This window comes from Jeotgalibacillus alimentarius, from assembly GCF_000829445.1.
GTDB classification, from domain to species: domain Bacteria; phylum Bacillota; class Bacilli; order Bacillales; family Jeotgalibacillaceae; genus Jeotgalibacillus; species Jeotgalibacillus alimentarius.
In genome coordinates this window covers 251,438-265,379 of record NZ_JXRQ01000018.1, presented here as the reverse complement: position 1 = coordinate 265,379, position 13,942 = coordinate 251,438, and the positions used below count along the sequence as shown (strand labels likewise).

The window sequence follows — 13,942 nt, the reverse complement described above, 5'->3', positions numbered from 1 at the left end:
TCAACAATTACGATACAGGAGTTTTCGTTTTCTTTCTATTTATAGCTGTTAATTTGTGCTAAATATGGGCTCTTACCACAGGTTGTGGTGATGAACCATAAAATTTCATTATTGTTTAAATATTTACAATTTTCTATGAATTGTGCTTAATCTTTGTTTTATATGTGTTATGGTTATACAAATAATCCTTTTAATGGATTATTAATAAAATTAAGGGAGGTTAAGGGATTTATTACAAAAATTAACTAAGGGGATGGTTGTAAACGCTAGAATAAAGTTGACACTTTTTGCTCGATAAGATTTTACACTTTTGCTCAATCAACCTACCATTTTAGTAAAATAGATCGTGACGTTATTTTACTGGAGGTTAGGATTTTGGAGGAGAAGTTAGTGTTATATATTAAGATTCAGGAATTACATAAGAGAAAATTTAAAGTAGCACAAATCGCTAAGGAGCTTAAGATCTCAAGACCGACTGTCTATAAGTATTTAGAAATGACATTCGATGAAGCAAAGGCCTATACTGAACAGCCTTTAGGAAAGAAGAAAAAACTAGATCACTATAAGGACTGGATACTGGCTTGGTTAGAAGAGTATCCCCACCTAAGCAGTGCTCAGATCCATGATTGGCTATTAGAAAGATATCCCGACCTAGTGGTCGGTGGAAGTACTGTAAGAACTTATGTAAGGGGGATTCGAGAAGTCTATCAGATTGAGAAAAAGGTAATTGTCCGTCAATATGAAGCAGTCCCTGAATAACCAATGGGTAAACAACTCCAGGTAGACTGGGGAGAAACAAAACAGAAAACAGTGAACAATAAGGAAATCAAACTGTACTTTATTGCCTTTGTACTCGCTAACTCGCGATACAAATACATGGAATGGCAGGCACGTCCATTCACTACAAGAGACGCAATTCGGTGTCACGAAAATGCATTCCAGTTCTATGGAGGACGAACAGAAGAAATTGTCTATGATCAGGATCATTTAATAGCAGTAAGTGAAAATGCAGGACAACTACTTTTAACATCTGAATTCCAAAGCTATGTGAACGAGCGTAAATTCAAAGTTCACCTTTGCCGGAGGGCGGACCCTGAATCTAAAGGTATGATCGAGAATGTAGTGAAATACATAAAGGGCAACTTCGCTGATAGTCGTGTATTTAGAGATATAGAGGATTGGAATGAACGGGCAAGACAGTGGCTCGAGCGTACTGGTAACCATCAGGTTCATCAGACAACGAAAAAAAGACCAGCAGAAGTGTTTCTCCTCGAAAAGCAACACCTACAGCCAGTCTCTTCGTTACTTTCATATGAAAGTACCAATAACCAAAGTATAACAAGAAGTGTCAGCAAGGACAACACGATCCGGTACAAGTCAAACCGTTATTCCGTCCCACTCGGGACTTATCACAATACGAGTGAAAACCTTGTATGGATTGAGGTAAAGCAAGAAGATCACAACACCCTAGTTATTCGTAAAGAAGCAAATGGTGAAGTCATTGCCGAGCATATCATCAGCTCTGAAAAAGGAAAACTGATTCAAAACCGTCACCATACGCGCGATCGCTCTAAAGGTGTGGAAGAGCTTAAGCAACGTCTCATCTCGCACTTCGAAGATCAGAGCCAGGCAGCTGCCTATTTAGATGAGATTAGCCAAAGATACCCGAGGTATCGGAGAGACCAGTTCGCGATACTTTATAAAGTGATTCAACAATATCCAGCTGTCATTGATAGGATTTTGACCAAGTGCACAACAGAAAAGCTTTACAATGCGAATGATTTTCGTGATATCGCTCACCACCTGAATACTTTACAAGATGAACCGGTTGAACAAGTACAATCCTTTTACACGAGTTCACCAAAACATTCTCATATCAAAGCCTCTACCCGTTCTTTAGATGCCTATACGAACATTTTAGGAGGTAGAATCTGATGAATAAAACTGTACATGAACTACAAGATCAATTCCGGCAGCTACGTCTAGCTGAGACTGCGGAGGAGCTGCCAAAGCTTCTTCGCGAAGCTGAAAAAGCATCATGGACTTACTTAGAATTTTTAGAGTCTATCACTCGATATGAATTAGACAAACGTGAAGCAAAAAGCCTGGAGAAAAGAATGAAATGGGCACGCTTCCCTTTCGTGAAGTCATTAGATGAGTTTGAGTTAGAAGGACAAAACGTTCTGACAGTTCGACAGCTCTCTCAACTCCGAGAATTAAGTTGGCTGGAGCAACAGTATAATCTGATTCTTTTAGGACCTCCAGGCATTGGTAAGACGTATATCGCAATTGGGCTTGGACTTGAGGCTGTTTACAGAGGATTCAATGTGTATTTCGCTACAATGGGTGAACTGATGCAGCTTCTCAAATCAGAGGAATACCTGAACAAATCTAAAGTTCAGCTGAAGAGAATTAGAAATGCCGACCTAGTGATCATTGATGATTTAATGTATATGGCCATGGACCAAAGAGAAGCAAACCTATTCTTTCATTTGATTAATCATTTATACGAACGAAGTTCGATTATCCTGACATCAAATAAGAGTCCAGAAGAATGGGGCAATTTAATCGGAGACCAAGGCATCACCACAGCGATTTTAGATCGCCTACTTCATCGTGTGGAAGTGATCCATGGTGGTGAAGAAGAGGAAAGTCACCGGATGAAGAATCGAAAGAGCATTTTTTCAGCAGAAGTGTAAAAAGCAAACGAGCAAAAAGTGTAAAATTCAACTTGACGTCTACAATGGTTTAAGTGAAAAGAAAAATCACAATGAAATTGGCAGCGTTAATGGTTAGTTTTTCTATGTCGATAAATGTAGGTTCAGCCAGTTCACTCAGTCAAGCTGAAAGTAATGAAATTTACTACAATCTAGATAACAGCGATGTCTTAGCTTCTGAATACTCTACAATGTCGAGACAAGGTCCACTGCTTATAGTTGGGGGAGTTGTTATTGGTATGCTTGTAGGGGGAGCGATAGTATTTGTTGCGGGAAATACTGCAGAACAAATGATTGCTGAGTTCGGTTGGAGTGTTTTGGATAAAATAACAAGTTTTAATCATTTAACTCCAGATTACAATATTGTAGTACATAGTAATGGAGTTGTTACTTCTGTATGTGCTATACCGCCATGCAGAGGATATGACAGTGTGGAGCCTACGGAATAATATAAATGATGGTTTTGTTCAATAAGTAATACTTATAATCTAAAGAACTCCTTCTTACTATGTAAGAAGGGTTTTTTAGATGTTATTAAATTTTAGATCTAACCTAGCTTAATTGTTTAAAAAGTATTTGTTATAGAATATAATGAAGGTTCACTATTATTAAATTGCCCCAAAATATACATATTATTTAAAGCAAATTTAAAAATAAAATCAGTTTAAAAAATATCACATGAATATCACATAAAAAAAGAAAACTGATGAATTGAATAGAACATTCATGCATACTAAATTTGTTTTAAGTTCATTATTGTAGTGGAAATACATAAGCATTATGAATTTAGAAGTGGCAGTGATATTGTTATAATTAAAGATACTAAGAAAACGAAATAGAATTCATTCAGGCAATACCGGATCTGTTGCACTGCAATCGACCGTTATAGCCATAAAGGAAAGTGAGTGATCCGGGTGGATATGAATCACATTAAAGATCCTGGTTTTTTAAAGACACTTAATAATGAAGAATTGATTGGACTCAGTGAAGAGATCCGTACATTTTTAATTGAAAAGTTATCAGCAACGGGCGGCCATATCGGACCGAACCTCGGGGTGGTAGAACTGACGCTCGCGCTGCATAAGCACTTTGACAGTCCAACAGATAAGTTTTTATGGGATGTAGGGCATCAGTCTTATGTACACAAAATTTTAACTGGCAGGGCAGATCAGTTTGACACGCTCAGACAGTATAAAGGTCTCTGCGGTTTTCCAAAAATGATTGAAAGTGAACATGATGTGTGGGAAACAGGGCACAGTTCAACTTCACTTTCGGCTGCAATGGGAATGGCTATTGCGCGTGATATTAAAGGTGACAGTAATTATGTCGTACCAATCATCGGTGATGGAGCTTTAACAGGCGGAATGGCATTAGAAGCATTAAATCATATCGGCCACGAGAAAAAAGATATGATTGTTGTCTTAAATGATAATGAAATGTCAATCGCACCGAACGTCGGCGCACTTCACAGTGTTCTTGGACGTATGAGAACAGCAGGGAAATACAATAAAGCAAAAGATGACCTGGAGTACCTGATGAAAAAGGTGCCAGCAGTTGGCGGAAGACTTGCCTCTGCTGCTGAGAGAGTGAAAGACAGCCTTAAATATCTGCTTGTCTCAGGTATGTTCTTTGAAGAACTTGGGTTCACTTATCTTGGACCGGTTGATGGTCATAATTTTGATGAACTTGATGAAAACATTAAATATGCGAAAAAGACACAGGGTCCTGTGTTACTTCACGTGATCACAAAAAAAGGTAAAGGATTCCACCCTGCTGAAACAGATACAGTAGGTACATGGCATGGGACAGGCCCTTACAAGATTGATACAGGAGACTTAATTAAGTCATCTGCTAAAGCGCCCGGCTGGAGTGCACTGGTGGCGGAGACAGTCAGAAAAGAAGCAAGAACTGACAGTCGTATTGTAGCAGTAACCCCTGCTATGCCTGTAGGATCCAAGCTTGAAGGATTTGCAAGCGAGTTCCCTGACCGTATGTTTGATGTGGGGATCGCAGAGCAGCACGCTACAACGCTATCGGCTGGTCTTGCTACCCAGAATATGAAGCCGTTTCTTGCGATTTATTCAACTTTTCTACAGCGGGCTTATGATCAGGTGGTACACGATATCTGTCGTCAGAATCTCAATGTTTTTATTGGGGTGGATCGTGCAGGTCTTGTTGGAGCTGATGGCGAAACCCATCAGGGCGTATTCGATGTATCATTCTTAAGAAGCCTGCCAAATATGGTTGTGATGATGCCAAAAGATGAAAATGAAGGACAGCATATGGTCCATACAGCACTTAACTATGACGATGGGCCAATTGCAATGAGATATCCGAGAGGGAATGGACTTGGTGTTCAGATGGACGATGAATTAAAACAAATTCCTATCGGCAGCTGGGAAGTCATAAAAGAAGGAACAGATGCAGCGATCCTGACTTTTGGCACAACAATACCGATGGCTTTGGAAGCGGCTGAACAGCTTGAAAGTGAAGGTGTTTCAGTGAAAGTAGTAAATGCCCGCTTTATTAAGCCGCTCGATGAAGCGATGCTGAAAGATTTACTGGCTATGAATATGCCGATCCTGACGATTGAAGAAGCCATTCTTCAGGGAGGTTTTGGCAGTGCAGTACTTGAGTTTGCCCATGACCATCATTTTGAAGCATCAATTGAACGCATGGGAATCCCGGATAAATTTATTGAACATGGAAATGTCGATCAGCTGCTAGAAGAAATTGACCTGACGGCTGAACAGGCTGTAAAAGTAATCCGGTCTATTGTTCCAATGAAGGAGAAAAGAGCCTGAGCATGAAAATTAAAAAGCAAAGAGTTGATATACTGCTTGTCGATCAGGGACTTGCAGAAACACGTGAAAAAGCAAAGAGAGCAATCATGGCGGGTCTGGTTTTCCATAATGAAACCAGACTTGATAAGCCTGGAGAGAAAATTCCTGAGGATGCAGAACTGACAATTAAGGGAAAAGTCATGCCCTATGTCAGCAGAGGCGGATTAAAGCTTGAGAAAGCGCTGAAAGAGTTTCACATTGATATCAAAGATAAATGCATGATTGATGTTGGTTCTTCAACAGGCGGATTCACCGATTGTGCCCTGCAAAATGGTGCCGTTAAATCCTATGCAGTGGATGTAGGATATAACCAGCTTGCATGGAAATTAAGACAGGATCCGCGTGTAGTGGTCATGGAGAGAACGAACTTCAGGTATCTTAAGCCTGATGATCTTACAGAGGGAATGCCTGATTTTGCTTCAATCGATGTATCATTCATATCATTAAAAATTATCCTGCCTGTGCTTAAAACACTTTTAAAACCGGGCAGTGATGTACTAGCTCTTGTGAAGCCCCAGTTTGAAGCCGGAAGAGATCAGGTCGGAAAAAAAGGCATCGTCAGAGATCCTAAAGTTCATAACGAAGTGATCAAAAAGATATCTGATTTTGCAGTAAATGAAGGCTATGATGTTTACGCCTGCTCATATTCTCCAATAACAGGCGGAGATGGAAATATCGAATTTCTATTACACCTGAAAACAACAGATGATGAAACTGGAACAATCGCTCCGGAATTAAAGCTTGAACAGATTGTACAGGAATCACATGACAATTTCAAGAAAGCTAAAGTAGAGAACAGCCAATAGGCTGCTCTCTCTTTTTTTGCTGTTGATGACTGTTATGGACGTGAGTGTACAAATTGGATCATCTACGGTAAGATAACTGTATATTAGAGCATAAATATTCATGCAGATGGAGTGAAATTATGATAAATAAAGGGCAAAGGCATATAAAAATCAGGGAAATTATTGTAAACAATGATATTGAAACACAAGACGAACTTGTAGATGAGTTGAAAAATGCGGGTTTCCCGGTAACGCAGGCAACAATCTCAAGAGATATAAAAGAGCTTCATCTTGTAAAAGTGCCTCTACACGATGGAAGGTACAAATATTCCCTGCCGGCTGACCAGAGATTTAACCCTTTACAAAAACTGAAAAGAACATTAACAGATGCATTTGTCCGTATAGATGGTGCGGGACATTTACTTGTGATGAAAACATTGCCTGGTAATGCCAATGCGATTGGCGCATTAATTGATAACCTGGATTGGGATGAGATCCTCGGCACGATTTGCGGGGATGATACATGTTTAATTATTTGCAGAACGGAAGATGAAGCAGGTATTATTTCAAAACGCTTTATCGATATGTTGTAATCAGGGGTGATATTGTTTGTTACAGGACCTATCAATACGTAATTTTGCGATCATAGATGAATTATTTTTACCACTAGAAGACGGCCTCACTGTTTTAACAGGTGAAACCGGAGCAGGAAAATCCATTATTATTGACGCGGTTCAGCTCCTGGTCGGGGCAAGAGGGTCTGCTGAATTTGTCAGACACGGAGAGAAAAAAGCTGAAATCGAGGGTGTGTTTTCAGCACCAGATGGACATCCGGTACAGAAAAAATGTGAAGAATTTGGTATTGAACTTGAAGATGAAGTGGTGTTACTGAAAAGAGATATTTCATCTTCAGGAAAAAGTACGTGCAGAATTAATGGGAAGCTTGTGACAATCTCCATTTTGAGGGAAGTCGGCAGTGCTTTAATTGATATTCACGGCCAGCATGAAAGTCAGGAACTGATGGATGAGTCAGCCCATGTTCATTTACTAGATCAATTTGGCGCGGCAGAAATTCATGAAGCGAAAAATAATTATCAGGAAGTTTATAGTAAGTATGATGAACTGAAAAAACAGATCCGATCGCTTTCAGAAAACGATCAGCAAATGGCTCATCGGCTTGATCTGATCCAGTTTCAGTATAAGGAAATTGAAGAAGCTGATCTTTCTCTAAATGAAGATGAAGAATTAATGGAAGAAAAAATCCGTCTGTCGAATTTTGAAAAGCTGTATGAATCTCTGCAGACGGCTTATGATGCGCTTCAGGGAGAACAGCGCGGTCTTGATTGGACAGGCCTCGCAATGTCTAATATTGAGCATGCTGCGGATATTGACAGTGAATTAAAATCAATCAGTGATGCTGTCAGCAGCCAGTTTTATCTACTTGAAGATTCAGCAAGGGAAATCAGACACCACCTTGACAGTCTGGAATTCGACCCTGAGAGGCTTCAGATCATTGAAGACAGACTAAATGAGATTAATCAGCTTAAACGTAAATACGGCTCCTCGATTGAAGAAATCATGGAATACTTTTCAAAGATTGAAGAAGAAATTGAAGCCATTACAAATAAAGATTCTTCACTTGAAGAATTAAAATTCAGAATGGAATCTGTCAAAAAAGACCTTGATATTGAAGCGAAAAATTTAACGGCGATCAGAAAGAAATGGGCAGAGATTCTGACTGAAGCGATCCATGGCGAACTAAAGGCATTATACATGGATAAAGCGGTATTTAATGTTCATTTTGCTGATGTGTTACCGGACAGATACAAGCCTGATGGGGCTGATGAAGTTGAATTTTATATTTCAACTAATCCGGGTGAGCCGTTAAAACCATTGATTAAAGTCGCTTCCGGAGGAGAAATTTCAAGGATGATGCTTGCCCTTAAGACAATTTTCTCCCAGCACCAGGGCATTACTTCTATCATTTTTGATGAAGTGGATACCGGTGTAAGCGGAAGAGTGGCTCAGGCGATTGCAGAGAAAATTTATTCGATCTCCTCGCATTCACAGGTGTTATGTATTTCGCATCTTCCGCAGGTTGCTGCAATCAGTGACAGGCATTTATTTATTTCTAAAGAAGTTAAAAATGACCGGACTCATACAAGTGTACTGCCACTTGATAAAGAAGACAGGGTGAAAGAAATCAGCAGAATGATTTCAGGCGTTGAGATTACAGATTTAACGATCAGCCACGCAGAAGAATTAATTAACTTAGCTCATACAATTAAGAAATCAGCTGTGTAAAAGCTATCCATTAACGGATAGCTTTTTTCATTAAACTGCGTGATATTTTTCGTACATTCGCCCACATTATTAATACAACGGAAAGGAGGCGAGTATATGATCAGAAGGCTGATTCTTGTCATAATGATGGTGTGGATCATACCTGCAGAGCCTGGTACTGCAGCAGAACTGATACCCGGGGGGGCAATCTATAGGGATTGTGCTCGAAACCGATGGCGTATTAGTGACAGGGTTTTATTCTACAGAAAATAACAGCTCCCCATCTAAAAGCGCAGGAATAAGAGTAGGTGACAGAATCAGCAGTGTAAATGGTATACGTGTTCGTACGGCAGATGAACTCAATAAAGTGGTTCATTCAATTAACAAGCAGGAAACAGTCAGCTTAGAAGTCATCAGGGATCATCAAACCCTGACAAAACAAGTACAGTTGATGAAAAGTGAAAATGGCCGGAACCAGCTCGGATTTTATGCAAAACACGAAATTTATGGTGTCGGAACACTGACTTTTATTAATCCTGACACGCTTCAATTCGGTGCATTGGGACATGTAGTGTCAGAGCAGCATACAAAACTGCCCGTTGAAATGAAAACCGGTCATATTAAAGATGCTGAAGTAAAGGATATTCAAAAGAGCAGAGCAGGCAGTCCCGGCGGAAAAATTGCATATTTCAATGATAAAACTAGCATGCTCGGAGAAATAAAAAAGAATGCATCAACCGGGATATTTGGTGAACTTTTCAAAGACTCAGGTACAATCAGGAATCAAAAAACAATGAGGACAGCTGAAAGAGCTGACGTTCAGACAGGTGGAGCAGAGATTTTGACAGTAATCAGCGGTCATGAGATCGAATCGTTCGAGATAGAAATTCTCGAAACCAATACTGAACTCCCTACTGGAGGAAAAGGATTAAAAATACGTTTATCCGATCCGGAATTGCTTGAAAAAACAGGCGGTATTATTCAGGGGATGAGCGGCAGTCCCATTATACAGGACAACCGTCTGGTAGGAGCAGTTTCCCATGTGCTGATTCACCAGCCAAATGAAGGCTACGCCCTATATATAGAGGATATGTTACATGAACAGGCTTCTTAGCCTGTTTTTATTTTTGTCTGACTTTTTTTGTGATTACTGAAGTTCCGTGATAAACTGTTTATGAATTCGACATTATGTCAGTTATTGTTGAAATATATCGAAAAACATAGTAAAAAGAAGCATTCGAAAGAAAACTTGTTAATTTATAAAAAAAGTCTTAAAATAAAAAGGGGATGTATTCTACTTGTCGAATACATTTAGTGAGAAATCATGATGGGGAGGAATATGAGTGGAGAAGATGAAGGTTTGCATTATCGATGATAATCGGGAATTGGTGTCAACACTTGAAACGTTTATTAACAACCAGCCGGATATGGAGGTTGTAGGTACTGCATTTAATGGACGGGAATTTCTTGATATGATTGAAGAAATATCAGTAGATGTATGTCTGCTTGATATTATTATGCCTCATATTGACGGACTGAATGCACTGGAAAGAATGAAGGAGCTCGAACTTGAAAAAAATCCCCATGTGATTATGCTGACTGCGTTCGGCCAGGAGGATGTCACGACAAAAGCACTTGAACTTGGCGCATCCTATTTTATTCTGAAGCCTTTTGATATGGAAAATCTGCTTCAGGTGATCCGGCAGGTGCTCGGTAAAAAAGATCGGACGTTTATGAACAGTCCTAAAAAAGAAAAGACTAAAAAACCGAATCTTGATGCAAGTATCACCAGTGTGATCCATGAAATAGGTGTACCGGCACACATAAAAGGGTATATGTATTTAAGAGAGGCGATCTCAATGGTTTATCATGATATTGAGCTGCTTGGATCCATTACAAAAATTCTTTATCCGGATATCGCCAAGAAGTTTAACACAACTTCCTCCCGTGTAGAAAGAGCGATTCGTCATGCAATAGAGGTTGCCTGGAATCGCGGCAATGTGGATGCGATTACAAATATGTTTGGTTACACGGTTTCTGCAGCAAAGTCAAAACCAACCAATTCAGAATTTATTGCAATGGTTGCTGATAAGCTGAGACTTGAGCATAAAGCAAGTTAAGAATAAGAGACTGAAGCGCCGGTAACTGTACTGGCGTTTTTTTCATACATATAATGAGAGGTGATTGCCGTGTCGCACGTATTTGCCCACCGTGGCAGTTCCGGTACTTATCCGGAAAATACAATGCTTGCTTTTAAAAAGGCTGAGAAAACCGGTTGTTACGGTTTGGAGTTCGATGTTCATATGACTAAGGACCGGGAAGTTGTCGTCATACACGATGAAACAGTTAATCGCACAACTAATGGCAGAGGGGCGATTAAAGATCTGACCTTAGATGAAATAAAAAAGCTGTATATTAAAAGCGGCTGGCTCAGAAAAGAAAAAATCCCGTCACTTGATGAAGTACTTGAGTGGGCAAAATCGAACGAGATGCTCATTAATATAGAATTAAAAAATGATAAAATTTTTTACGAAGGTCTCGAAGAATTAGTTGTGCAAAAAGTTGCAAATCATCAGCTGCAAGATCGTATCATTTATTCTACGTTTAACCATGAAAGTGTGAAAATACTCAAAAAGATTACATCATGCGAGGTAGCGGCTCTTTATTCAAGAAAAGGTATAAACCCTGTTTTACTCGCACAATCATTGAATGCAGACGCGATACACGCGAACTTCAGAGTGATGACCCCTCAGTTGATGAGGGACTGTCAGCAGCATGGGATACCTGTGAGATTGTACACGTTAAATAAACCTGCACTTATTCAAAAGTGGTTAAATGAGGGGCTAAGTGGTGTGATAACCGATTATCCTGAACTTGCCCAGAAATTAAAAGATAAAAAGGAGTAAAAGCGAATCACGCTTTTACTCCTTTTTTTTAATAAATCGCTGCTGTACTTTGTTTTTCTTACGATCTCTGTGCAGAAGAAATCCACCTATAAAACTTAAGCCTGCGAGAAACATTAACAGTCCCAGTAAGAATTGCAGAGCAAGGGACGGAATCCAGGAAGCCTGCAGACCAAAAAACATATCCCTCATCAATTTAATACCGTAAGCGGCAATGACGCCCGGGATCAGCAGGATAATCAGTGCAATAATACGTGCCATAATTAAACTCCTTATATCAATCATTATGTACAAACTATGCGATGTATAAAAATCATTGTCAAGGAAAAGGCTTTCATGTACAATGTAAGAGGTTGCAAGATATTGCGTGAACATAAGGAAAGGATGAAATATATTGCAAAAAGTGCTGATAGTCGGGGCTGGGCGTGGAGGTGTCGCCCTGCTGCAAGTGATGGCTGAAAGTGATGCTTTTCAGGTATATGCAGTTGTCGATCACGATCCGCAAGCGCCGGGTCTGGCATTGGCACAATCTATGGGCATTCAGACAGGACAACAGTGGGAAACATTTTTAAGCATTGAAACAGACATCATCATCGATGTGACCGGGGATGAAGAAACTTTTAATCATCTGAGAGAAGCCAGATCTAAAAGGACAGTATTGATACCCGGCAGTGTAGCTTCACTTATTTTTCAACTTCTGACAGAAAAAGAATCGCTTATTTCACATTTGGAACATGATTCTTACATAAGAGAACTTGCAATGAATTCTACTCATGACGGTATGATCGGAATTGATTGTGATCACAGAATTATATTGTTTAATGACCGGGCTGCTGACATGATTGGTATTGAAAAAAAGAAAGCACTTCACCAATCGATCTATCAGGTTGTTCCTCTCAGTGGTCTGCCAAGAATTATTGAAACCGGCAGAGCTGAAAACAATCAGGAGCTCATGCTCGATAATGGAACAAAAGTCGTAACCACGAGAATTCCGATGGTAAATGAATCGGGCGATATTATCGGTGCATTTGCAGTGTTCAAGGACATTACTGAAGTTGTTAACCTGGCTGAAGAGATGACCAACCTGAAAGAAATTCAAACAATGCTTGAAGCGATCATACAGTCAAGTGATGATGCAATCTCAGTAGTTGATGAGCAGGGTCGCGGAATTATGATCAATCGGGCATATACGAGGTTAACCGGGCTGACAGAAGCCGAAGTAATTAACCAGCCGGCAGAAGCTGATATTTCTGAAGGTGAAAGTATGCATATGAAGGTGCTTAAAACCAGACGGGCAGTCCGCGGTGTCAAAATGGTAGTCGGACCAAATAAAAAAGAAGTAGCTGTTAACGTAGCTCCGATCATTGTGAATGGTCAATTAAAGGGGAGCGTCGGTGTCATCCATGACTTATCAGAGATACACCAGCTGACGAGTGAGCTTGACAGGGCCAGAAGGATTATCCGGTCACTTGAAGCAAAATACACGTTTGAAGATATTTTAGGCAGTTCTGATGAGATGATGCTGGTGACTGAACAGGCAAAAGTTGCTTCGAAAACGGGAACCACCGTTCTATTAAGAGGCGAACAGGGAAGCGGGAAAGAACTATTCGCTAATGCGATTCATAACGGCAGTGACCGGAAGTATAACTCATTTATCAGAGTGAATTGTGGCAGCATGCCATCAGTCTTCCTGAAAGAAACGCTTTTTGGCAACGGCTCCTCACCAGGAGTGTTTGAGAAAGCCAGAGATGGCACTGTTTTTCTTGATGAGATCGGAGAGCTGAGTCTTGATGCACAGGAAATGATTCTTGAAGCGCTCAAAACAAAGAATCTCCCTGCAACTAACGGCAGTCCAACCGGTAAGTTATATGCAAGGGTGATCACAGCTTCCCATATTAATCTGGAGCGGGCAATTGCAAAAGGTAAGTTTCTGGAGGAACTCTACTATTATTTATCAAGGCTGACGCTTCAGCTGCCTGCACTGAGGACGCATAAGGAAGACATTCCCGATATATGTGAAAGGTTGATTTTAAAACTGAATCAATCATTCGGCAGAACGGTAAAAGGGATGTCAAAATCAGCTTTAGATCAATTAATGCAGCATGACTGGCCCGGGAATGTCCGTGAGCTCGAGAACGTATTAAGCAGGGCAATGATATTCATGAACCCTAAAGAAGAACTGATTGAGCAGAAACACTTAATACCCCTTCAGACTGAGCAGTCATTTAAGCGGGAGATGAACGGGCCGCTGGCAGAACAGCTGGAAAACGTTGAAAAAGAAATTATAGAACAGACCTTAAGAAAACACAGTGGTAATAAAACAGCGACAGCGAAGGAACTTGATATTTCAATCAGGAATTTATATTACAAAATTGAGAAATACCAGGTTGAGATTGAAAGGAGTGGATAGG

At 40.1% G+C, this 13,942-nt stretch carries 10 protein-coding genes and 2 pseudogenes; 11 read left to right on the top strand and 1 reads right to left on the bottom strand.

Going from position 1 to position 13,942, the window contains the following annotated elements:
• The first annotated feature begins 390 nt into the window (after nucleotides 1-390).
• The 10 genes and pseudogenes from istA (at nucleotide 391) to KP77_RS11115 (ending at nucleotide 11,534) form a co-directional block, all read left to right on the top strand.
• Nucleotides 391-1,935 (top strand): annotated as a pseudogene (gene istA / locus KP77_RS11160) (IS21 family transposase).
• Nucleotides 1,935-2,699 (top strand): IS21-like element IS643 family helper ATPase IstB, encoded by a 765-nt coding sequence (gene istB / locus KP77_RS11155; protein ID WP_041122800.1) that lies wholly within the window; start codon nucleotides 1,935-1,937, stop codon nucleotides 2,697-2,699. Before istA ends, istB begins: the two are co-directional and overlap by 1 nt.
• A gap of 71 nt (nucleotides 2,700-2,770) precedes the next feature.
• On the top strand, nucleotides 2,771-3,166 hold the full coding sequence (locus tag KP77_RS11150) for a hypothetical protein (RefSeq protein ID WP_041122799.1): 396 nt from the start codon (nucleotides 2,771-2,773) through the stop codon (nucleotides 3,164-3,166).
• 465 nt (nucleotides 3,167-3,631) lie between these two features.
• The gene (gene dxs / locus KP77_RS11145; protein WP_041122827.1) at nucleotides 3,632-5,521 is read left to right on the top strand and encodes a 1-deoxy-D-xylulose-5-phosphate synthase; all 1,890 of its coding nucleotides are present in this window, start codon (nucleotides 3,632-3,634) and stop codon (nucleotides 5,519-5,521) included.
• Between the two features lie 2 nt (nucleotides 5,522-5,523).
• Complete coding sequence (locus KP77_RS11140) at nucleotides 5,524-6,366, top strand: TlyA family RNA methyltransferase (RefSeq protein ID WP_041122798.1); 843 nt, start codon at nucleotides 5,524-5,526, stop codon at nucleotides 6,364-6,366.
• A 122-nt stretch (nucleotides 6,367-6,488) separates the two neighbouring features.
• The gene (ahrC, locus tag KP77_RS11135; RefSeq protein ID WP_041122826.1) at nucleotides 6,489-6,938 is read left to right on the top strand and encodes a transcriptional regulator AhrC/ArgR; all 450 of its coding nucleotides are present in this window, start codon (nucleotides 6,489-6,491) and stop codon (nucleotides 6,936-6,938) included.
• A 16-nt stretch (nucleotides 6,939-6,954) separates the two neighbouring features.
• Nucleotides 6,955-8,649: a DNA repair protein RecN gene (recN, locus tag KP77_RS11130; RefSeq protein WP_041122797.1), complete on the top strand. Its 1,695-nt coding sequence runs from the start codon at nucleotides 6,955-6,957 to the stop codon at nucleotides 8,647-8,649.
• A gap of 184 nt (nucleotides 8,650-8,833) precedes the next feature.
• Nucleotides 8,834-9,742, top strand: a pseudogene (spoIVB, locus tag KP77_RS11125) (SpoIVB peptidase); the annotation flags it as partial.
• A 229-nt stretch (nucleotides 9,743-9,971) separates the two neighbouring features.
• On the top strand, nucleotides 9,972-10,748 hold the full coding sequence (spo0A, locus tag KP77_RS11120) for a sporulation transcription factor Spo0A (protein WP_041122796.1): 777 nt from the start codon (nucleotides 9,972-9,974) through the stop codon (nucleotides 10,746-10,748).
• A 69-nt stretch (nucleotides 10,749-10,817) separates the two neighbouring features.
• Entirely contained in the window at nucleotides 10,818-11,534 is a 717-nt protein-coding gene (locus KP77_RS11115) for a glycerophosphodiester phosphodiesterase (protein WP_041122795.1), read from the top strand.
• A 15-nt stretch (nucleotides 11,535-11,549) separates the two neighbouring features.
• Here the strand turns inward: KP77_RS11115 and KP77_RS11110 are convergent, their stop codons facing one another.
• Complete coding sequence (locus tag KP77_RS11110; protein ID WP_041122794.1) at nucleotides 11,550-11,792, bottom strand: DUF2627 domain-containing protein; 243 nt, start codon at nucleotides 11,790-11,792, stop codon at nucleotides 11,550-11,552.
• A 133-nt stretch (nucleotides 11,793-11,925) separates the two neighbouring features.
• Here KP77_RS11110 and KP77_RS11105 point away from each other — a divergent pair, with 133 nt between their 5' ends.
• Complete coding sequence (locus KP77_RS11105; RefSeq protein WP_041122793.1) at nucleotides 11,926-13,941, top strand: sigma-54-dependent Fis family transcriptional regulator; 2,016 nt, start codon at nucleotides 11,926-11,928, stop codon at nucleotides 13,939-13,941.
• Nucleotide 13,942 lies beyond the last annotated feature (1 nt).

Bases quoted from the DNA above. Each gene is read 5' to 3' on its own strand.
- istB (WP_041122800.1), top strand. From the start codon at position 1,935: ATGAATAAAACTGTACATGAACTACAAGATCAATTCCGGCAGCTACGT.
- KP77_RS11150 (WP_041122799.1), top strand. From the start codon at position 2,771: ATGAAATTGGCAGCGTTAATGGTTAGTTTTTCTATGTCGATAAATGTA.
- KP77_RS11140 (WP_041122798.1), top strand. From the start codon at position 5,524: ATGAAAATTAAAAAGCAAAGAGTTGATATACTGCTTGTCGATCAGGGA.
- KP77_RS11110 (WP_041122794.1), bottom strand. From the start codon at position 11,792: ATGGCACGTATTATTGCACTGATTATCCTGCTGATCCCGGGCGTCATT.